Annotated in this window: 16 protein-coding genes and 1 tRNA gene; 2 read left to right on the forward strand and 15 right to left on the reverse strand. The window is 56.3% G+C overall.

The window, feature by feature from the left end; translation table 11 throughout:
* Positions 1-83 precede the first annotated feature (83 nt).
* Together PG062_RS06310 and PG062_RS06315 are read right to left on the reverse strand one after the other, a co-directional pair.
* Positions 84-1,283, reverse strand: a complete 1,200-nt coding sequence (locus PG062_RS06310; RefSeq protein WP_270751622.1) for a capsular polysaccharide biosynthesis protein CapF — start codon at positions 1,281-1,283, stop codon at positions 84-86.
* Complete coding sequence (locus PG062_RS06315) at positions 1,280-2,332, reverse strand: polysaccharide biosynthesis protein (RefSeq protein WP_270751623.1); 1,053 nt, start codon at positions 2,330-2,332, stop codon at positions 1,280-1,282. The genes PG062_RS06310 and PG062_RS06315 overlap by 4 nt, the downstream gene beginning before the upstream one ends.
* A 210-nt stretch (positions 2,333-2,542) precedes the next feature.
* Here PG062_RS06315 and pepT point away from each other — a divergent pair, with 210 nt between their 5' ends.
* Complete coding sequence (pepT, locus tag PG062_RS06320) at positions 2,543-3,766, forward strand: peptidase T (RefSeq protein WP_270751624.1); 1,224 nt, start codon at positions 2,543-2,545, stop codon at positions 3,764-3,766.
* A gap of 476 nt (positions 3,767-4,242) precedes the next feature.
* Here the strand turns inward: pepT and PG062_RS06325 are convergent, their stop codons facing one another.
* Positions 4,243-4,575, reverse strand: coding sequence for a hypothetical protein (locus tag PG062_RS06325; RefSeq protein ID WP_114000909.1), 333 nt, complete (start codon positions 4,573-4,575; stop codon positions 4,243-4,245).
* Positions 4,576-4,590: 15 nt separating this feature from the next.
* Positions 4,591-4,941 (reverse strand): type II toxin-antitoxin system RelB family anti-toxin, encoded by a 351-nt coding sequence (relB, locus tag PG062_RS06330; protein ID WP_270751625.1) that lies wholly within the window; start codon positions 4,939-4,941, stop codon positions 4,591-4,593.
* A gap of 248 nt (positions 4,942-5,189) precedes the next feature.
* Between relB and PG062_RS06335 the strand changes: the two genes are divergently transcribed.
* Positions 5,190-7,316, forward strand: coding sequence for a polysaccharide deacetylase family protein (locus tag PG062_RS06335; RefSeq protein WP_270751626.1), 2,127 nt, complete (start codon positions 5,190-5,192; stop codon positions 7,314-7,316).
* Positions 7,317-7,403: 87 nt separating this feature from the next.
* On the opposite strand, the gene PG062_RS06340 is transcribed toward PG062_RS06335, so the two are convergent.
* The 11 genes from PG062_RS06340 to glgP all read right to left on the reverse strand — a co-directional run bounded on the left by PG062_RS06340 (position 7,404) and on the right by glgP (position 20,048).
* Positions 7,404-7,479 (reverse strand) — tRNA-Gly (locus PG062_RS06340).
* A gap of 58 nt (positions 7,480-7,537) precedes the next feature.
* Positions 7,538-7,729 carry a ferredoxin gene (locus tag PG062_RS06345; RefSeq protein ID WP_114000912.1) on the reverse strand — a complete coding sequence of 64 codons (192 nt, stop codon included), beginning with the start codon at positions 7,727-7,729 and terminating at the stop codon, positions 7,538-7,540.
* 53 nt (positions 7,730-7,782) lie between these two features.
* Entirely contained in the window at positions 7,783-9,213 is a 1,431-nt protein-coding gene (locus PG062_RS06350; protein WP_270751628.1) for a DUF3329 domain-containing protein, read from the reverse strand.
* 99 nt (positions 9,214-9,312) lie between these two features.
* Positions 9,313-10,656: an alanine/glycine:cation symporter family protein gene (locus PG062_RS06355; RefSeq protein ID WP_270751629.1), complete on the reverse strand. Its 1,344-nt coding sequence runs from the start codon at positions 10,654-10,656 to the stop codon at positions 9,313-9,315.
* A gap of 121 nt (positions 10,657-10,777) precedes the next feature.
* Positions 10,778-11,260 carry a hypothetical protein gene (locus PG062_RS06360; protein WP_270751630.1) on the reverse strand — a complete coding sequence of 161 codons (483 nt, stop codon included), beginning with the start codon at positions 11,258-11,260 and terminating at the stop codon, positions 10,778-10,780.
* 63 nt (positions 11,261-11,323) lie between these two features.
* Positions 11,324-13,276: a PTS fructose transporter subunit IIABC gene (locus tag PG062_RS06365; protein WP_270751631.1), complete on the reverse strand. Its 1,953-nt coding sequence runs from the start codon at positions 13,274-13,276 to the stop codon at positions 11,324-11,326.
* A gap of 269 nt (positions 13,277-13,545) precedes the next feature.
* Entirely contained in the window at positions 13,546-14,454 is a 909-nt protein-coding gene (gene pfkB / locus PG062_RS06370) for a 1-phosphofructokinase (RefSeq protein WP_114000014.1), read from the reverse strand.
* Positions 14,451-15,182, reverse strand: a complete 732-nt coding sequence (locus tag PG062_RS06375) for a DeoR/GlpR family DNA-binding transcription regulator (protein WP_408611397.1) — start codon at positions 15,180-15,182, stop codon at positions 14,451-14,453. The genes pfkB and PG062_RS06375 overlap by 4 nt, the downstream gene beginning before the upstream one ends.
* Positions 15,183-15,509: 327 nt before the next feature.
* A complete protein-coding gene (locus PG062_RS06380; RefSeq protein ID WP_270751633.1) occupies positions 15,510-16,181 on the reverse strand; it encodes a potassium channel family protein in 672 nt (223 codons plus the stop codon).
* A gap of 7 nt (positions 16,182-16,188) precedes the next feature.
* The gene (locus PG062_RS06385) at positions 16,189-17,496 is read right to left on the reverse strand and encodes a TrkH family potassium uptake protein (protein WP_270751634.1); all 1,308 of its coding nucleotides are present in this window, start codon (positions 17,494-17,496) and stop codon (positions 16,189-16,191) included.
* Positions 17,497-17,783: 287 nt separating this feature from the next.
* On the reverse strand, positions 17,784-20,048 hold the full coding sequence (gene glgP, locus PG062_RS06390; RefSeq protein ID WP_270751635.1) for a glycogen/starch/alpha-glucan family phosphorylase: 2,265 nt from the start codon (positions 20,046-20,048) through the stop codon (positions 17,784-17,786).
* Positions 20,049-20,154: the final 106 nt, after the last annotated feature.

Consider the following 20,154-nt stretch of genomic DNA (forward strand, 5'->3'; position numbering starts at 1 on the left):
AACGGCTTTGAATGTTCTGAGACATTTACCTTGACCAGGTTTCAAAACTCCTAACTCCTACCTGAGTATATACGTTTAAAATGTTACACTTTCAAAAAGAACGTGTCCGGCTTGGCGGGGTCAAACGGTTCGCTGGCCCACATCAGGGTCACAAGGTTTTCAGTATCGCTTAAGTTGATGATGTTGTGGGTGCAGCCGGGCAGCATCTGCACGGCGGTGGGCTTATCGCCCCACACCTCAAACTCCATCACTTCGTCACAGCCAACTTTGCGCTCCTGGATCAGCCCGTGGCCGGAAACCACAATAAAAAATTCCCACTTGGTGTTGTGCCAGTGCTGGCCCTTGGTAATGCCGGGCTTGGAAATGTTCACGCTGAACTGGCCGCAGTTTTCAGTTTTCAGCAGCTCGGTAAAGCTGCCGCGCTCGTCTGCGTTGACTTTTAAGGGAAAGGCAATCCGCTCTTTGGGCAGGTAGGAAAGATAGGTGGAATACAGCTTTTTGGCAAAGCTGCCCGCCGGGATCTCCGGCACCACCAGCGTGGCGGGCTGGGCGTGGAACTGTTCCAACAGATCCACAATCTCCCCAAGGGTCACTTTGTGGGTGACGGGAGCAAAGCAGTAACGGCCATCCACGGCAGGCACCGGGGTAAGTCCGTCATAATTGCAGCGGTGGGGCGCAGCTTCCAGCGCATCCAGCATCTCTTCTACTAGATCGTCAATGTACAGCAGTTCCAGCTCAGTTGCGCGGTCATTGACGGTGATGGGCAGGCCGTTGGCAATGTTGTGGCAGAAAGTAGCCACGGCGCTGTTGTAGTTGGGGCGGCACCATTTGCCAAACAGGTTGGGAAAGCGGTAAACCAGCACCGGGGCGCCGGTGGTTTTGCTGTATTCAAAGAACAGTTCTTCTCCGGCCAGCTTGCTTTTGCCGTAATCGCTTTTGCCATAGCGGCCGATCAGCGTGGCCTGAATGGAGCTGGACAGCATCACCGGGCAGGTGTTGCCGTGGGCTTTCAGCGTATCCAGCAGGGTGGAGGCAAAGCCGAAATTGCCCGCCATGAACTCGCTTTCCACTTTGGGGCGGTTGACCCCGGCCAGGTTGAATACAAAGTCTGCCTTGGCGCAGTATTCATCCAGCAGCGCCGGAGCCGTGTCCAGGTCATACTCAAAAATATCAGTAATGTTCAGGGCCGGGCGGGTGCGGTTTTTGCCATCGCGGATATTTTTCAGGTTTTCACACAGATTGCGCCCGACAAAACCCTTTGCCCCGGTGACAAGAATGTTCATGCCTTGCCTGCCTCTTTCAGTGCTTCCTGGATGTACTCGGTGGTCATGATCTTTTTGATGGTGCCCTCCACATCCAGGCGGCGGGTGTTGTGGCTGGTATAATCTTCATCGGCCTGGGTGTGAACCTGGCCCTTGATGAAGTACTTGTCATAGTTCAAGTCGCGGTTGTCGGCGGCAACGCGGTAATAGTTGCCCATATCCTCGCTGCGCATCCGCTCTTCCTTGGTCATCAGGGTCTCGTACAGCTTTTCGCCGTGGCGGGTGCCGATCACGCGGGTGCCGGTGTCGCCAAACAGCTGCTGCACGGCTTTGGCCAGATCGCCAATGGTGGAAGCATCGGATTTCTGGATGAACAGATCGCCCGGATTGGCGTGCTCAAAGGCAAACATGACAAGGTCAACGGCCTCATCCAGGTTCATCAAAAAGCGGGTCATGTTGGGATCGGTGATGGTAATGGGGTTGCCGGCCTTGATCTGCTCCACAAACAGCGGAATCACGCTGCCGCGGCTGCACATCACGTTGCCGTAACGGGTGCAGCAGATGACCGGGCCGCCGCGCTGTGCGCTGACACGCGCGTTGGCAGTGATAACATGCTCCATCATGGCCTTGGAGATGCCCATGGCATTGATGGGGTAAGCGGCTTTATCGGTAGAAAGGCAGACCACGCGCTCCACGCCTGCTTCAATGGCGGCATGCAGCATGTTGTCGGTGCCCTCAATGTTGGTGCGCACGGCCTCCATGGGGAAAAACTCGCAGGAAGGAACCTGCTTGAGCGCAGCGGCATGGAAGATAAAGTTGACGCCGGGCATCACATCGCGCAGGCTCTGGATGTTGCGCACATCGCCGATGTAGAACTTGACTTTATTGTAATAGTCAGGATAGTTGGCCTGCAGCTCATGGCGCATGTCGTCCTGCTTTTTCTCGTCACGGCTGAAAATGCGGATCTCGCCGATATCAGTCGTCAAAAAATGCTTGAGCACGGTGTGGCCAAAGCTGCCGGTGCCGCCGGTGATCAACAAGGTTTTATCTTTGAAAATGGTATCTGCCATGGTTTCCTCCTGTCAGGGGACGAACTTTTGGTGGTAGGCGCAGCAGCGTCGGGCATCTTCCAATGCCCATAAAGCCAACACTTCCCCTATATACAACCAATTCTAACATAAAAGTTACAGATTGAAAAGGGCCTGACCTTGGAAAATGCTGTTTTTTGTGGTACAATACCTCCAGTGCAACCATTATACAATAAAGGAGAATCAGATTTTATGCGCGCTTATGAACGTTTGCTGAATTACGTTAAGGTGTATACCACCTCGGACCCCGTAAGCGATACCCACCCCACCACCGCCCGCCAGTTTGACCTGGCCCGCATGCTGGTCAAGGAGCTGCAGGACCTTGGCCTTGCGGATGCCCATGTGGATGAGCACTGCTATGTTTACGCCACGCTGCCCGCCACCCCCGGCCACGAAGCTGCCAAGGGCCTTGGATTTATTGCCCATATGGATACTTCCCCCGATGCACCGGGCGAGAATGTGAAGCCCCAGATCCATGAAAATTATGACGGCGGCGATGTTGTCCTGCCCGGTACCGGCGCAGTTCTCAGCACCAGGCAGTTCCCATTCCTGGCAAAGCTCAAGGGCCAAACCCTGATCACCACCGATGGCACCACCCTGCTGGGTGCGGACGACAAAGCCGGTGTGGCCGAGATTATGACCATGCTGGAGATCCTGCAGAAAGAAAACCGCCCCCACGGCAAGATCTGCGTGGGCTTTACCCCCGATGAGGAGGTTGGCCAGGGTGCTGACCTGTTTGATGTGGAGCATTTTGGCGCAGCCTATGCCTACACGGTGGACGGCGACGAAGCGGGCGAAATCAGCTATGAAAACTTTAACGCTGCCGCTGCTTTTGTCACGGTACACGGCTTCTCGGTCCATCCGGGCAGCGCAAAGAACGCCATGAAGAATGCGCAGAACATTGCCATTGAGTTCCACAACGCCCTGCCGTATTACGACCGCCCCGAATACACTGAGAACCGCGAGGGTTTCTACCACCTGTGCAGCATGGAAGGCGATGTGACCGGCGCCAAGCTGGGCTACATTGTGCGTGACCACAGTGCCGAAAGCTTTGCCGCCCGCAAGGAGACCATGCGCCACATTGCCAAGCTGCTGAACGAAAAGTATGGCGAAGGCACCGTGGAGCTGGAGCTGAAGGACAGCTATTTCAGCATGCTGGAAAAGATCAAGCCGCATTTCCATCTGGTGGAAAATGCCCGCGCCGCCATCCGCAAGGTTGGCCTGGAGCCGCTGGAAACGCCCATTCGCGGCGGCACGGACGGCGCGACCCTGTCTTACATGGGCCTGCCATGCCCGAACCTTGGCACCGGCGGCTTTAACTACCATGGCCCGTGCGAAGGCATCACGGTAGAGGCTATGGATAAGGCAACCGAGATTCTGCTGAACCTGGCCGATATTTACAAGGATGTCCAGTAACCAGCGCGGCCTTTTTGAAAAAAGGCCTGGCGAAAAACTTTAGGCAATACCGCACAATTCCCGCCTAACGGCTCAAGCACCGCTCCGGCGGCTGCGGCACGGCATCTGCGTTGCCAAAATGCTCGATAATGTCGGGTTGCGGTACCCGCATCGTGCTTCGGGGGCAAAAGTTCCTCGCACTCTGCGACCGCTGCCCCTGCTTCGGTTCGCTGTTTCCGCCACTGGCGGCGCTCACCTTTGCAGCATCCAGTATTATCTGCGCTTTTGGCTTAGCAGCTGCCGCACCTCGCTCGCCGTAGCGGCACTTAGAATTATGCGGTATTGCCTTTAATTGGCTTCGCATAAAAAAGAGTAATAGTCGTGTGGTGCCCACGGCGGTGTTGCCTTTATTCATTATTATTTATTATTTCATTCCTGATAGAAAAATAGCGCCCGACGGTTTAAGCGTACCTGTCGGGCGCTGTTTGTTTATTTGCTTATTTATCCGGTTCACAGTCCAGAATGGAGGGAATATTGGCCCATTTATCCGGTTCGGCTTCGTACCGTTCGTGCAGCCAGGCAACGGCGGCATCGAGCCCCTCCTGATTGCCGGGGAACTCTGCCATCTCCTGCTTTTCATCGGCGGTGTGTTCCAAGCTCCATGGGCCAGGCCAGATGGTGGCGGTCAGATATTCGATCTTCCGCTTGCCGCTTTCATCGGCGGGGTCAGCTTTTTTGGCGGGGGCTACCAGATAGCGCATGCCGCCCTGTGCGCCGGAGTACGGGTTGCCGCAGTGGAACCAATGGTAGATGGGCAGGCAGTCCAGCATAAAATCTCCTCACTTTCAGGTTTTGCTGCGGTTCAGTTCCGCGCGTAGTTGGATCAGGCGGGCAATATCTTCCTTATCGGCCTGGGTCAGTTGGTCTTTCAGGTTCTGGTAGGCGGCAATGGGTTCGTCCTGAATCAAAGCGTCCAGTTCCGCCCCGGCAGGGGAGCCCTGCCACCCGGCCAGGTAGCCGGGCGCCACGCCAAGGCAGGCGGCAATGCTTTCCAGCTTATCCAGTGGAATATTGGTTACAATGCCGGTCTCGTATTTATAAACCGCTTGTTTGGTCACATGCACCTGTTCGGCCAGCTGCTCCTGTGTCAGCCCTTTGGCGGTGCGTGCTTCGCGGATGCGTTCCCCAATGGTCATGCGGATCACCTCCCAAAAAGTATAGCAAAAAACCTGCGGGTTTACAAGATGATAAAAATAACTTGACAAGTTACAGCAAGGATGCTATCCTGTGAGTAACCTGATAAGTTTCAAGAAGGAATGTTCTCTTTCGGCTGCAAAACAGGCAAAGACAGAGAAAACAACAACAAAGCGGCGGCAGCAGGGCCGCTTTTATTTGAAACACAAGTAACTTATCAGGTTTCAAATGGATCATAAGGAGGAATGGAATGACCCACGAAATTGAACTGGAAGGATATTACCCTAAAATTCTTGGCAGCCCCATGCGTATGCTGTGCCTTGGCACCAAAGCCAGCTATGGCATGGAGGCTCTGCATTTCCAGCGCGGCACCGGGTGGGATGGCCTTGCGCTGGATGTCACGTTTACCCCGGACCCCCAGGCGGAGGGGACAACGGTGCTGGCGGATGCAGGGGACACCGTAGCGGTGCCGCCCGCCGCCACAGCGCAGGCAACCAACAGCGGCAGCGTTACGGTGCGCGGCGTGCGGGATGGCGTGCAGTGCATCAGCTGCAACATCCCATACCTGGTGCTGAACCACGCCCCGGTGCCCGGCCAGCAGACCGACCCGGCGGAAAGTGTGTGGAAACAGTATGCCGATAAGCTGATCCCCACGGGCGGCAGTACCGGGCAGGTGCTGGCCAAGGCGTCCGCGCAGGATATGGACCTGTACTGGGCCGACGGCACCACCACCCAAACCGAAACCACACCCCACATGCTGACCAACGCGGGCCGCAGCAAAAAGAAAGCCATTGTATCGTTTGTGGATGACGACTGCCGCAGCGAAGCGTACACCGTGCTGTTCCCGCTGGTGCAGGAGCTTGGTATGCCTTATACCGTGGCTTGCCCGGCGGGGCTTATGGGCAAAACCGGCCGCATGACGGTGGAACAGCTGCAGGAAATGGCGCGCAGCGGCGTGACAGTGGCATGCCATACGATGACCGAAACCGATATGGAGCAGGATACCCCCGAAACGCTGGAAGCCACCCTGCAGCAGTTTGAAGCAGAGATGCGCCGCTGGGGCATCCGTGGGGTGCGCAGCTATGCCTATGTGAACGGGCGCTATAAGGCGGACTGCCTGAACACCGTAAAAAAGCATTTTGACCTGGGCCTTACGGTGGAAAAAGGCATCAACCAGATCCCGTATGAAAGCTGCCGCATGAAGCGCGTGGAAGTGTTCCCAAAGAACAAAAGCTACACGCTGGAGGATGTAAAAGCGTGGGTAGACAAAGCCGTGCAGGATGGCGGCTGGCTGATTTTGATGACCCACGCATGGTACACGACCTTTGATGCAGCACAGCTCAAAGAGCTGGTGGGCTATATCCGGGCCAGCGGTGCGGAGCTGATGGACCTGTACGATGCACTGGATGCCACCGGCAACGTGGTGGAAGCGGGCGACTACCAAAAGCCGGGCGCGGATGCAGCGGAACCGTTTTTTGTGGTGGATGCGGATGGCCGCGCCTGGACCAACGCGCTGGAGAACTTACGCCCGGCAGATGGCATCACCAATGTGGGGGCAGCCCTGCAAAGTGGATATGTGATCTCCACCGCCACCGGCAAGGCAATCAAAACATCAGATACCGGGTTCCGGGTCACCCAGCCGGTGGATGTGACAAGCGCGGCCCAGGTGTTGGTAACGGCCTGGGCGTATACGGGTTTTGCGCTCTATTCTTTCTTTGATGCGGCGGGTACCTGCCTTGCCGTAAAAGCGGCCGATGCCGATTATGCTGCGGGCGGCAATACCCTGACCCGGCAGGCAGTGACCGTGCCGCAGGGGGCAGCTACTTTGATCGTGGCGGGCAATTTGTACCAGGCGCTGCCCGCCGTCAGGCTGGTCAGCGCGGCAAACCTGGTGCAGCAGGTAAAAAGCATGACGGTTGCCTGGCACGCCAACTATGTGCTCAAAATTTCCGGATCGACCGTCAACTATGCAAACGAGAATCGGCGCATCAGCGAAAAAGTTGCCGCTGCGGCAGGGGATACCTACCGCCTGAGCTGTTCGGCCAACTGGAACAACGCGCTGTATGTGATCTATGCGGCAGACAACAGCGTGCTGGCCTGCCGCCAGGCCCCCAACAATGCCGCCGGTGAGGTACTGACCGACTTTGCGGTGACAATGCCGGAAAACACTGCCTATTTCCGCGTGGCAGCAAATCTGGAAATCCAGCCGGAATCCTACGCGGTGGCCCAATACACCACCCGCATTGCGGCCAAAGCCCCGGTGCTTACGGTTGCAGCGGTGCGCACCCTGCTGGATATTTTGCGGGCGGGGACCTATACCCAAAGCCAGCAAGGCGCCATCCAGAATCTGGAAAATGCACTGCTGATCATAGACTGACAATACAGCGCGGTTTTTCAACAAAAAATCCAAAAGCTGTTGAATAAAAAGAAAAAGCGCAGAACCACTTTTGGTTCTGCGCTTTTTTGGAGCGGGATACGAGTCTCGAACTCGCCACCTACTGCTTGGGAAGCAGTCACTCTACCGGATGAGCTAATCCCGCATCGGTAGCTTTTATTATACTTCCCAAGTTCCGGTTTGTCAAGCCCCGGTCGAAGGTATCAGCCGTCAACGGATTCAATCGCGCCAACGGGGCAGGTCTGCATGGCATCGGTGGCGGCGGCTTCATCGGGGCCGGTTACATCGGCAGGGGCAGCGGCTGCGGTGCCGCCGTCCGTCATGGTAAAAACTTCGGGGCAGGTGCTCACGCACAAACCGCAGCCGATGCAGTCGGCATTTACATGGAACTTCATGGGCAGTCATCCTTTCACGATGTGTTATCAACAGTATGCCCAATCAGCGGCAATCAATCCATGCTTTCTGCGTTTTCTGCGGCGGTTTCCCCGGCGGCATAGGTTTCGTTGGTGTGGCCTGCAAAGGGGTAGGTACGGGTTTCGGTGGCGGTAATGCTGGTTACGCCGAACCAGCGGGCGCGGCCCAAAGCGAGGGAATCCTCACCGTTTTCGCGGATATCCGGCAGGCCGTATGCGCCGCACCATTTGGTGTAGGGTTCGATACCATAGCTAATAATGTTAGCCGCGGCGGGCTCATCCAGCTCGCTAATCTCCTGCCGCAGCGTCTGGGTGCGCACATGGTCCATCATCCAGTAGCTGGCAATGTCATACCCGGCTTCCAGCATGTGGATGCCGCAGACGATCCCCACGCAGGCGCTCAAGCAGGCAAGGCCCCGGCGGAACGCTTTGCTGTTCAGCTGTACCAGGCAGGCGGCGCAGGCGGCAGCCAGCAGAGCAAACACACCGTGGGTGGAGCGGGGATAGTAGTCATGGCTGCCGATCATGGCAAAGTTTGCCCCCAGCGCCCCGGCCAGCAGAATCAGCGGCCACAGCAGGTCAGCTTTTACGGCATCCTGCCGGGCAAAGCAGAGCAGCAAAAACAAAATCGCAAAGGAAAACAGCAGGGGCAGGGCATAGTCTTTGAGCATATTCAGGCAGGCAAAAAAGCGCATGGCGTACCGGGTCAGCAGACTGTCGTAATCGCTGAAGCCGCTGGCACGGTTAAAGTTGCCGCGCGCGGTGATGAGCAAAGCAAACCCAACCAGCGCCCCCGCCAGGCCGGTCGCCATCCAGGCGGGCAGCCTGCGCTCCCGCTTGAACACAACAGCGCCGGCCAGCACCAAACAAACCAGCATTCCGGCGCTGGTATTCTCGCTTAACCAACCAGCCAGCAGCCCGGCCAACGCCATGCCGGCCGCCATGCGCGCCGTACTGGCAAACGGCTGCTGCAAATAATACCGCCAGGGCAGCAAAAAGGCGCAGCATCCCACCGTGGCCCACAGGTAGTTGCAGGCGCCGCACATCCACAAATTGGTCTGGCCAAATACAGGGCTGATCTCCCACAGCGCGGCATAAATCAGGGCCAAAACCAGCCAGTCCGCTTTTTGGCTGCGCCGCCCAACGGCCAGCTTGTACAAAACCAGACCCAGCGCCATAAACATCCCAGCATTGCACACATTGAACAGAAGCTTGGGAAACATGGTGAACCCCTGGGCAAAAAATTTGACGATGACCCGGCCGCTCCATTCGTGATAGTGGAACACCAGGCTGGAAATCAACTGCGGCAGGCTGTGCAGCCGTTCGCCGGTATCAAAGGCATAAGCGAACGTGTAATCATCGGCCAGGTAGGGCGTTAAGCAGTTCAGCAGCAGCATCCAGCAGAACACCAGCCCGGCCACAAGCCGGAACATGCGGCTGCTGAGGGGCTTTTTTGTTTGTGCCATGGGCAACCTCCAAAACAAAAACGGGCCCCCTGCCGAACAGGGGAGCCCGTAAGATCAACATTATCTTTATTATATCGGTTGTGCTGCCAAAGTGCAAGGTCAGTCCTTTTTGTTGCGGGCGATGCCTGCAACAACGCCGGAAAGCGCCAGCAGCGCCAGCAGGTTGGGAACCGCCATCAGACCGTTAAAGAAGTCCGCCAGCGCCCAAACCAGATCCACTTTCAGGGAAGAACCGATCAGGATGAACAGCACAACAATCAGGCTGTACACCTTGGTGTACTTGGAGCCGAACAGAGCGTTGAAGTTGACCTGGCCGAAGAAGTACCAGCCCAAAATGGTGGAAAACGCAAAGAACAGCATGCAGATGGCAATGAACACCTTGCCAAAGGAACCAAACGTCAGGCTGAATGCGGCCTGGGTCAGGGCGGTGCCGGTCATGCCTTCCGGAATCAGGCCGGAGGTGATCAGTACCAGGGCGGTCAGAGTCAGGATGACAAAGGTATCAACGAATACGCCGATGATGGCCAGCGCACCCTGGTCCTGCGGCTGCTTGACCTTGGCCAGTGCGTGGGCGTGCGGGGTGGAGCCAAGGCCGGCTTCGTTGGAGAACAGGCCGCGGGCAACGCCGTAACGCATGGCCTGCTGCACAGTAACGCCAGCCACGCCGCCGGCAATGGCCTGCGGCTGGAAAGCCAGGGTGAAGATCTGAACAAATGCGTTGGGAATGGCGGATGCGTTCATGACCAGGATGATGACGCAGCCGATAATGTAAAACAGTGCCATGATGGGAACCAGCTTTTCGGTAACAGCGGCAATGCGCTTAACACCGCCCAGGAAGATGAAAGCTGCCAGAACGGCGATCACAACGCCAACCACCACGCGGTTAACGCCGAACGCATTGTGGAACGCATCACCAATGGAGTTGGACTGCACCATGTTGCCCATAAAGCCGAGGGCAAGGATCAAAGCAACGGAGAAGAAAGTGGCCAGGAACTTGCCAAACTTGCCCTTGAATGCCGCGCGGATGTAATACGCCGGGCCGCCGGTCACCTGGCCGTCCACCGTGGTGCGGTAGGTCTGGGCCAGAACGGCTTCGGCGTAAATGGTAGCCATGCCGAAAAAGGCAGAAACCCAGGTCCAGAACAATGCGCCGGGGCCGCCGCTGACCAGGGCGGTGGCGCAGCCGGTAATGTTGCCGGTGCCAACCTGTGCGGCAATGGCGGTGGCCAATGCCTGAAAAGAGCTCATGCCGTCTTTATCAGCTGCCTTGCCGTGCAGGCTGAAACCTTTGAACAAGTGACGCACACCATCTGCAAAACTGCTCAACTGAACAAAGTGCAGCTTGATAGTAAAGAAGATGCCGGTGCCCACCAGCAGGAACAGCAACAGATAATTCCACAAAATGTCGCTGGCCTGCTCTACGATCTGCGTAAATGCTGCCATGATTAAAATTCCCCCTAATACAATATCCCATATCTTACACATCCGGCAGCGCCCGGTATGGGCAGCTGCCACGAAGCGACCTAATAACAATACCATGCCCGTTAGATAAAGTCAAGTGTATTTATACCGAAAACACTCTGGCGTGACAAAGTATGACTTTTCCTGGAACATGACGCGGAAATTGAGAAAACAAAAAATGATTCGCAAATTCGAGAAAACGCCGGGACAGAACGCCGGAAAATCCGTCCGCGTTGGGGGAAACACAGGAAAAGAAAAGGCAACACCGCACAATTCCCGCCTTGCGGCTTAAGCACCGCTCCGGCAGCTGCGGCACGGCATCTGCGTTGCCAAAATGCTCGATAATGTCGGGTTGCGGTACCCGCATCGTGCTTCGGGGGCAAAAGCCCCTCGCACTCTGCGACCGCTGCCCCTGCTTCGGTTCGCTGTTTCCGCCACTGACGGCGCTCACCTTTGCAGCATCCAGTATTATCTGCGCTTTTGGCTTGGCATCTGCCGCACCTCGCTCGCCGTATCGGCACTTAGAATTATGCGGTATTGCCAAAAATCTTGGGCCGTATTTTGCTTTTGTAAGCACAGGAAGCAAAAAAGCCCCGGCAGGGGCAGCAGCGCCGCACCCCACCGGGGCAGAAAGTTAAAATTCAGGAAATCAGGATTCAGAGGATTGCTCTTGGGGCAGGTTCTTTTTCAGTAGGCTCAGGATCAACCCGCCCAGAATGCTGCCAACGGCCAAAGCAACGCAGTACATCGGGGCGTTGGTGGCAACGGGGAACACGAAGATGCCGCCGTGGGGGGCGCGCAGGCCGCAGTGGAACGCCATGGAAAGCGCACCGGCGGTGGCTGCACCAATGGCGCAGCTGGGGATAACGTGCAGCGGGTCAGAGGCTGCATAGGAGATAGCGCCCTCAGTAACAAAGCAGAGGCCCATTACATAGTTGATCACACCGTTGCGGCGCTCGTCCGGGGTCCACTTTTTGGGGAAGAAGGTGGTGGATAATGCAATGGCGATCGGAGGAACCATGCCACCGACCATAACGGAAGCCATGACCTCATAGTTGCCGGAAGCAAGGGCTGCAGTGCCGAACAGGTAACCAGCTTTGTTGAAGGGGCCGCCCATATCAATGCTCATCATAACAGCAGAGACAGCGCCCAGCAGGATGGCAGAGGTGCCGCCCAGGGAGTTCAGCCAGTTGGTGATAAAGTCGTTGATGATGCCCATGACCGGGTTGATGCCGCACATGAACACGCCCATCACAAACACACCGCCCAGCGGGTAGATCAGCATGGGGCGCAGGCCGCTGACGCTTTTTGGGAGCTTTTCGGTGATCTTTTTCAGGAAAAGGACTACATAACCGGCCACAAAGCCAGCCAGCAAGGCAGCCAGGAAACCACCGGAAACGCCATCCACCTGGCAGTTCAGCAGGCCGGTAAAGTTAGTGCCGTTCATAGCCAGCACACCGCCGGCAAAGCCGACAGCCAAAGCGGGTTCACCGGCAATGGAAATGGCAACGTAAGAAGCCAGGATGGGCAACATGTAGTTGAACACAGCGGAGCCGACCGTCTTAAAGAATGCGGCAGCCGGGGTGTTCATGCCAAAGTTGGCGGGGTCAATGCTGTAATCATCCAGCAGGTAAGCAATGGCAATCATGATGCCGCCGCCCACAACAAAGGGGATCATGTGGGAGATGCCGTACATCAGGTGCTTGTACAGGGTGTGGCCAAGGCTGTCCTTTGCGGCACCGCCCCGGTTCTGCTCCAGCAGGTTCTTGTCAGATTCGCGCACGGTGGAATGGAACACCGGAACTTTGCCGTCCAAAACGCTCTGCAGCAGCTGCTCCGGCTTATGGATGCCATCATCCACATGGGCGAACAGCACCGGCTTGCCGTCAAAACGGGCGGTTTCCACATTTTTGTCAGCTGCCACAATAATGCCATCGCAGGCGGCAATCTCATCGGCGGTCAGCACATTCTGGGGGCCATCAGAGCCATTGGTTTCAACCTTGCAGGGAATGCCAAGCTTCTGAGCGGCCTTGTTCAGTGCTTCGGCGGCCATGTAGGTATGGGCAATGCCGTTGGGGCAGGCGGTAACGGCCAACACGCGGTAGGTGGCAGGCAGCTCTTCCTGAGTAAAGCTCTCGTTGCCGAACTGGGCTTCCTCCTGGGCGTCAATCGTATCCAAAAATTCTTTGGGCGTTTTGGCGGCGCGCAGCTTTGCCACAAAGTCTTCATTCATCAGCATCTGCATCAGGCGGGCCAGCATATCAATGTGCAGACTGCCGTTTTCCGGTGCGGCAATCATAAACAGCAGATCCGTCTTGCCGTCATCGTCAGCATTGTACTGCACGGGGGTCTTCAGGCGCAGGGCAGCCAGGCTGGGGCGGGTCACGCAGGCGGCGCGTGCATGCGGCACCGTAATGCCGTTATCCACATAGGTGGAAGCCTCCGCTTCACGCGCATAAATGGCAGCTTTGTACGCGGCTTTGTCGGTCAGGTTGCCGTGGGTGGCCTGCAGCTCCACCAGTTCGTCAATGATCTGCGCCTGGTCCGCTGCGGCAGAATCCAGTGCAATGGATTGGATGTTGAATAGTTCCGTGATACGCATCTTTCCTTCTCCTTCTACATGTTTTGCATTTACTGGGGTGGTTTTAAAAACAAAGGCAATACCGCATAATTCTAAGTGCCGATACGGCGAGCGAGGTGCGGCAGCTGCTAAGCCAAAAGCGCAGATAATACTGGATGTCTTATCGAGCATTTTGGCAACGCAGATGCCGTGCCGCAGCCGCCGAAGCGGTGCTTAAGCCGCTAGGCGGGAATTGTGCGGTGTTGCCCAAAGAAATAGACTGAATTTTCGACTTTTCAGATCAGCCTGAATCATTCAATGGTTTTCAGCAGGGCATCAATATCGCGGCGCTCGGCAAGGCCCAGGCTGAATGCCGTTGCGCTGCCGCAGGCGGTGCCAAGGCGCAGGGCGTAAGAGTAGCTCCCGCTTTGCAGGTAACCGGCAATAAAACCGGCTACCATGCTGTCCCCAGCGCCAACGCTGTTTACCACTTTGCCTTTTGGGGTGCCAATGCGGTGCACCGCACCGGTTTCATCCAGCAGCAGGGCACCATCGCCCGCCATGCTTACCAGAACATTGCGTGCACCACGCTGCTGCAATTTCCGGGCAGCCTGGGTAATCTCTTCATCACGATTGAGCTCTTTGCCAAAGATCTCACCCAGTTCATGGTTGTTGGGTTTGATCAAAAACGGGTGGTAGGGCAGTACCTTTACCAGCAAATCACGGGTGGCATCCACCACAAAGCGGATGCCGCGGCCATCCAGCCGAGCCAGAATCTGCTGGTAAACATCCTGCGGCATGCTGGAAGGAATGCTGCCGGCAAGTACCAGAATGTCACCCTCGCCCAGTTCTTCCAGATTGTCCCACAGGGCCTGCATGGCTTCGGGAGTAATGTTCGGGCCGGAACCGTTGATCTCGGTCTCTTTTGCGCCCTTTACCTTAACGTTGATTCGGGTCATGCCGTCCGGCAGGCGGATGAAGCGGGTTTTCAGGCCGGAAAGCTGCAAGCCGCGCTCCAGCCAGGCACCAGTTTCGCCAGCTGTAAAGCCAAGGGCGATGCTTTCGCACCCAAGCTCCCGCAAAACGCCGGAAACATTGATGCCCTTGCCGCCAAACTGGCAGGCTTCGTCTGAGGTGCGGTTGATCTCGCCAACCGCCAGGGGGGCAGTCAGATGCAGAACGTAGTCGATCGCAGGATTAAATGTGACGGTGTAGATCATACGGAACACTCCTTTACAAAGGTAAGCTGTGCGTACCGGGGGTCCGGGCAGTGGTTGGTCAAAATGGCCCCGCAGCCAATATCCCCGATCACGGCGGAATATACCATATCAAACTTTGTGTTATCCACCAGAAACCAGCGTTCCCGCGCGCGCTGCAATGCGGCGGTTTTGATGCTGGCTTCCTCCGGGTCCGGCGTGGTAAAGCCCTCCGCAGGGCTTACGCCGTTGGCACCCATAAACGCTTTGGTAAAGTTGTAGTGCTGTAAAGCGGCCAGCGTTTCCGGCCCGGTAATGGCTTCCGTGATGGGGCGCACCTGCCCGCCGGGCAGGTAGGTGCGGCAGCCCTTTTGCACCAGCATGCGCGCATGGGCAATGCCATTGGTCACATAGGCAGCCTGCAGGGCAGGGCCCTCCAGCGCGGCGGCCAGCGCCAGCGTGGTGCTGCCGGCATCCAGAAAGACAAAGTCTTTCTCGGTGATCATTGCGGCGGCGGCGCGGGCAATCAGACGCTTTTCTTCCACAGACTGTTCCTCGCGGGCCGCCATGGGGGGCTCGTCCGCCAAAACGGTGCGCCCAACCAGCGTGGCACCGCCGTGTACCTTTTTTAACAGGCCCTGCCGGTCCAGCTGGGTCAGGTCGCGGCGGATGGTGGATTCGCTTGCATCCAGGGCATCACACAGCTCCAGCACGGTGGCCGAGCGCTTTTGTGCCAGCAAATCTAATATCATAGCAAAACGTTCTTCGGCAAGCAAGACAATATCCTCCTTAAAACAGGACAATACTTCAGGTGATTCCCCTGGCAATTCTTGAAGCTTTTTTGCTTTACGCCTGTATTATACACGCACAAACAGTCAAAAGCAATCATGAAACGCCAAAGCAAAACATAAAATTTGCGGGCTACTTTTTGTGCAATTTGACAACGATAAACGCTCTGCATTTGGAAAACAAGCACATAAAAAGCCGGACACTGCGCAGCGGCAGTGCCCGGCCGAGAAATATGTATCGTAAGGATCGTCAAAAAACGGAAAGTAAAAATCAGATTCAGTCAAAAAGCGTCAATCCTGAAAAGAGCGTTCAAAGCGGTCGATTTTTTCGCTTTTCCCAATCACCAAAATGGTGTCCCCGTTCTGGAACCGAGAGTCCGGCGAAAACTCCACATCGGTACGGTGGTCGCGTTCGATGGCAATAATGTTAATGCCGTATAGCCGGCGGATATCCAGCTCCCGGATGCTTTTGTTCAGCATCTTGCCGTTTACCTGAATGCGCTGTACCTCCACACCGTCCTCCAGGGCAATGTAGTCCAGCAGGTTGCCGGAGATTAGGCGCTTGCCAATGCGCACTGCCATATCGGCTTCGGGATAAACAACGGTCACGCCCAGCCGCTTGAGAACCTCGCCATGTCCAGGGCTACTGGCTTTGGCAATCACATGCGGCACCCCCATGTTCAGCACCAGCATGGAGGTCAGAATGCTGATGTCGATCTGCTCGCCAATACAGATGCCTACCGTACCGCAGTTCTGAATGCCGACTTCGGTCAGAGCCTCTTCGCTCAAATCATCTACCACAAAGGCATAGTCAGTATATTTGCGAATAGCCTTGACCTTCTGCTCATCGCAGTCAACGGCAATTACCTCTTTGCCGGCTTCGGCAAGGGTGCGGGCCAGCGCAGAACCAAAGCGCCCCAGCCCGATAACGCCGAACAAAGCGGAAGAATCCTGTTTTTTCATAATGCACCTATCCAATCGTAATGGCTTCTTCTGTAAAGTGCGCGTTGGGTTCCGGGCGTTCCACCCAGAGGGAAAGCAGGGTAAAAGCCCCAACGCGGCCCGTGTACATGGTAAAAATCAGCACCAGCTTGGCGGGCAGGCAAAGCTGCGCTGTAATGCCGGTGGAAAGCCCGGCAGTGCTGTAGGCGGAGACCGCTTCAAACAGCAGGCTGATGAACGGCAGGCCGGGTTCCAGGATGCAGAGCAGAAATGTGGTGCAGCATACCACCAGCATGCCCAGCAGCCCAATGGTGGAAGCCTTGGCAATGGCGTTGGCAGGCAATGCACGGCGGAATGCACCCGGCCGCTGCTTGCTGAAAATGCAGCGAATCTCTTGCGCCAGAACAAAAATGGTGGTGGTTTTGATGCCGCCGCCGGTAGACCCCGGCGAAGCGCCAATGAACATCAGGATAAGAATCGTAAACAACCCGGCGTTGCTCAGTTTGCCCAGATCCAGCGTGGCAAAGCCGGCCGTGCGGGCTGATACGCTCAGGAAAAATGCTGTCAGCCAGCTGAGAGGATCGGTGAACTTTAATAACAGGGTACCTGCTGCCAGCAAAAATGCCGTGGTGGTTACCACAACCTTGGAATGCAGGGTGAATTTGCGGAAGCGGAACCGACACTTGACCACATCCACCATGACCAGAAAACCGATACCACCCGAAATAATCAGAAAACAGGTGCTCAAATTCAGCAGCACATTATCCCGATAGGGGGTCAGGCTGCGCCCGCCACCTAAAATATCGATGCCAGCGTTGTTGAAGGATGAGATGGAGTGGAACACACTCAAACCCAGCGCCTTCAATGGTGGATAATCCTGCGCAAACACTGCAAAGATGGGGATGACCCCGGCCAGCTCAAAAGCAAGGGTCAGCTTAATGATGGCGCGTACCAGCCGCACCATGCCCTCCAGACTGCTCACATTCATGGCTTCCCGGATCAGGGTACGCTCCCGCAGGCTGATGCGCCGTCCCGCAGCCAAGGCAAGCCCCATGCCGATGGAGGTAATGCCCAAACCGCCGATCTGGATCAGTACCGCCATCACAGCCTGCCCCACGGGGGTAAAGGTATCGGCGGTATCCACGGTCAGCAGGCCGGTTACACAGACGGCGCTTGTGGCGGAAAACAGAGCGTCCACCGGCTGTACGGTAATGCCCGACCGGATGGAAAATGGCATGAGCAACAAAAGCGTACCCAGTAAAATGGTGGAAGCAAACCCCAGAGCAATCAATCTTGCAGGAGGCTGATGATTGAAAATTTGTTTGAATCGTTTCATATGCAGTATCAGGCCGGGTCAGCAAGGCAACAACTAAACCCACTTATCATATTTGTTTGGACGAAAAAGCTCACTTGATATATAAACATAGCCGCTTTTAGCGGCGATGTCAAGCATTTTGTGCAAAAGATAAAGGCAGGATAAGGATTGGGCACCGGGCAGGGAAAGAGGAATAAAGGAATCTGGCTGCGGTAAGAAAATGTATACGAAACAAAAACGGCCCGGCAAAAAATTGCCGGACCATAGGGGAGATGATGGAATTTTAACGCAGTGGGGCAGGCGGGAAATTATTCGCCCAGGTGCCAGATATCGCTGTTGTACTCTGCAATCGTGCGGTCACTGGAGAAGAAGCCAGCCTTGGAGATATTGATCAGGCACTTGCGGCGCCAACCCAGCGGGTCGCAGGCATAATCAGACAAAGCCTGGCCCTTGCGCACCACATAAGCGTTGAAATCGGGCAGGGTCTGGAACCAGTCCTTGGTTTTCAGTTCATGCTGCAAACGGGCCAGGTTTTCTTCCTTGCCGGCGGCCAGCATTTCGGGGCCGGTCAAAAAGTCGATGGCACGGCGCAGGTTGGGGTCGCCCTCGTACCAGTCTGCCGGGTTGTAATCGCCCGCAGCATAACGGTGGATGACCTGGCCGGAGGTCTGGCCGAAGATGTAGATGTTCTCGTTGCCAACCTGCTGGCTGATCTCCACGTTTGCGCCGTCCATGGTGCCAAGGGTCAAAGCGCCGTTCAGCATAAACTTCATGTTGCCGGTGCCGGATGCTTCCTTGGAGGCCAGGCTGATCTGCTCCGAAAGATCGCAGGCGGGGATCATCTTTTCGGCGGCGGTCACGTTATAATTTTCCACAAACACGACCTGCAGCCAGGGGGCCACCAGCGGATCAGCGGCAATCACTTTGGACAGGGTCAGCAAAGCGTGGATGATATCCTTGGCGATGATGTAAGCTGGGGCGGCCTTGGCACCAAAAATGCTCACCAGCGGCACAGCCGGGGTGTGACCCGCGCGAATCTCGAAATACTGATGGATGAGGTAGAGCAGGTTCAGCTGCTGGCGCTTGTACTCATGCAGGCGCTTGGATTGGATATCGAACATGGCGGTGGGGTCAACCTTCACACCCTGGGTGTGCTCCAGCCAGTCAGCCAGGGCTTTTTTGTTGTCGGCCTTGACCTGGGAGAACTTTTGCAGCACATTGGCATCCTCGGCATAGGGCAGCAGTTTTTCCAGCTCGGCGGCATCCTTGCGGAAACCGGGGCCAATCAGGGATTCAATCTCTTTGACCAGTGCGGGGTCACATTCCAGCAGCCAGCGGCGGAAGGTGATGCCGTTGGTTTTGTTGTTGAACTTTTCCGGGTACAGCTTATAGAAGCCGTTCAGCTCGGATTCCTTCAAAATTTCGGTGTGCAGGGCGGCAACGCCGTTGGTGGAATGGGTAAAGTGGATGTCCATGTGGGCCATGTGCACGCGGTCGTCGGCGTCAATGATGGCAAGGCCGGTATCATTGGTGCGCTTTTTGGCGGCAGCATCCAGCTTTTCAATCACCGGCATCAGCTGGGGCACAACTTTGTCCAGATAGCTGCGCGGCCAGGTTTCCAGCGCTTCGGCCAGGATGGTGTGATTGGTGTAAGCGCAGGTGTCGGTTACGATCTTGACGGCTTCGTCAAACTCGATGCCCTTTTCGCCCAGCAGGCGGATCAGTTCGGGGATAACCATGCTGGGGTGGGTATCGTTAATCTGGATGGCGGCGTAATCGGCCAGGTCATGGTAGTTGCAGCCGCGGGCGGCGCATTCGGCCAAAATCAGCTGGGCACCGGCGCTGACCATCAGGTACTGCTGGTAGATGCGCAGCATGCGGCCTGCTTCGTCGGAATCGTCCGGGTACAGGAACAGGGTCAGGTTTTTGGCAATGGCGGTTTTATCGAACTGGATGCCGTCATGCACAATGCTTTCATCAATGGTGTCCAGGTCAAACAGGTTCAGGGTGTTGGTGCGGCCCTCGTAGCCGGTCACGGCCAGTTTGTACAGCCGGGCAGTGTAAGGTTTGCCTGCCAGGGTGACGGGGTAGGTGATATCGGTCTTTTCCGCCCAGGAATGTTCGTTCAGCCAGGGGTCCGGCAGTTCGTTCTGCAAGCCGTCGGCAAAGCTCTGGTGGAACAGGCCAAAGTGGTAACGCAGGCCGATGCCGTCGCCCGGCAGGTTCAGCGTTGCCAGAGAATCCAGGAAGCAGGCAGCCAAACGGCCCAAACCGCCGTTGCCAAGGCTCGGCTCCGGCTCGACTTCCTCGATGTCGGAAAGGCTCTTGCCTGCGGCAGCAAGGGCATCACGCACATCATCATACAAGCCGAGGTTGATGAGGTTGTTGGAAAGCAGTTTGCCGATCAAAAATTCAGCCGAAATATAATACAGCTTGCGGCCGTTGACCGGGCGTACCTGTGCGGCGCTCTTGCTGCGCACAAGATCCAGCAGGGCAAGGTAAATTTCCTGGTCGGTGGATTCGACAAGGGGCTTGCCGATCAGCTTCTGTAAAGTTTCCGTCATGGTCTGCATAGCGGGTTCCTCCTAAAAAATTAATTTGCAGAGGCCAAGGCGTTGCTATCGCCTTTGGTTCAGGCCTCAAGTGGGGAAGCTTGCGGTGCGGCCCGCACTTCCTCTT

The sequence above is a fragment of the Gemmiger qucibialis genome, assembly GCF_027689445.1.
Taxonomy (GTDB): Bacteria; Bacillota; Clostridia; order Oscillospirales; family Ruminococcaceae; genus Gemmiger; species Gemmiger qucibialis.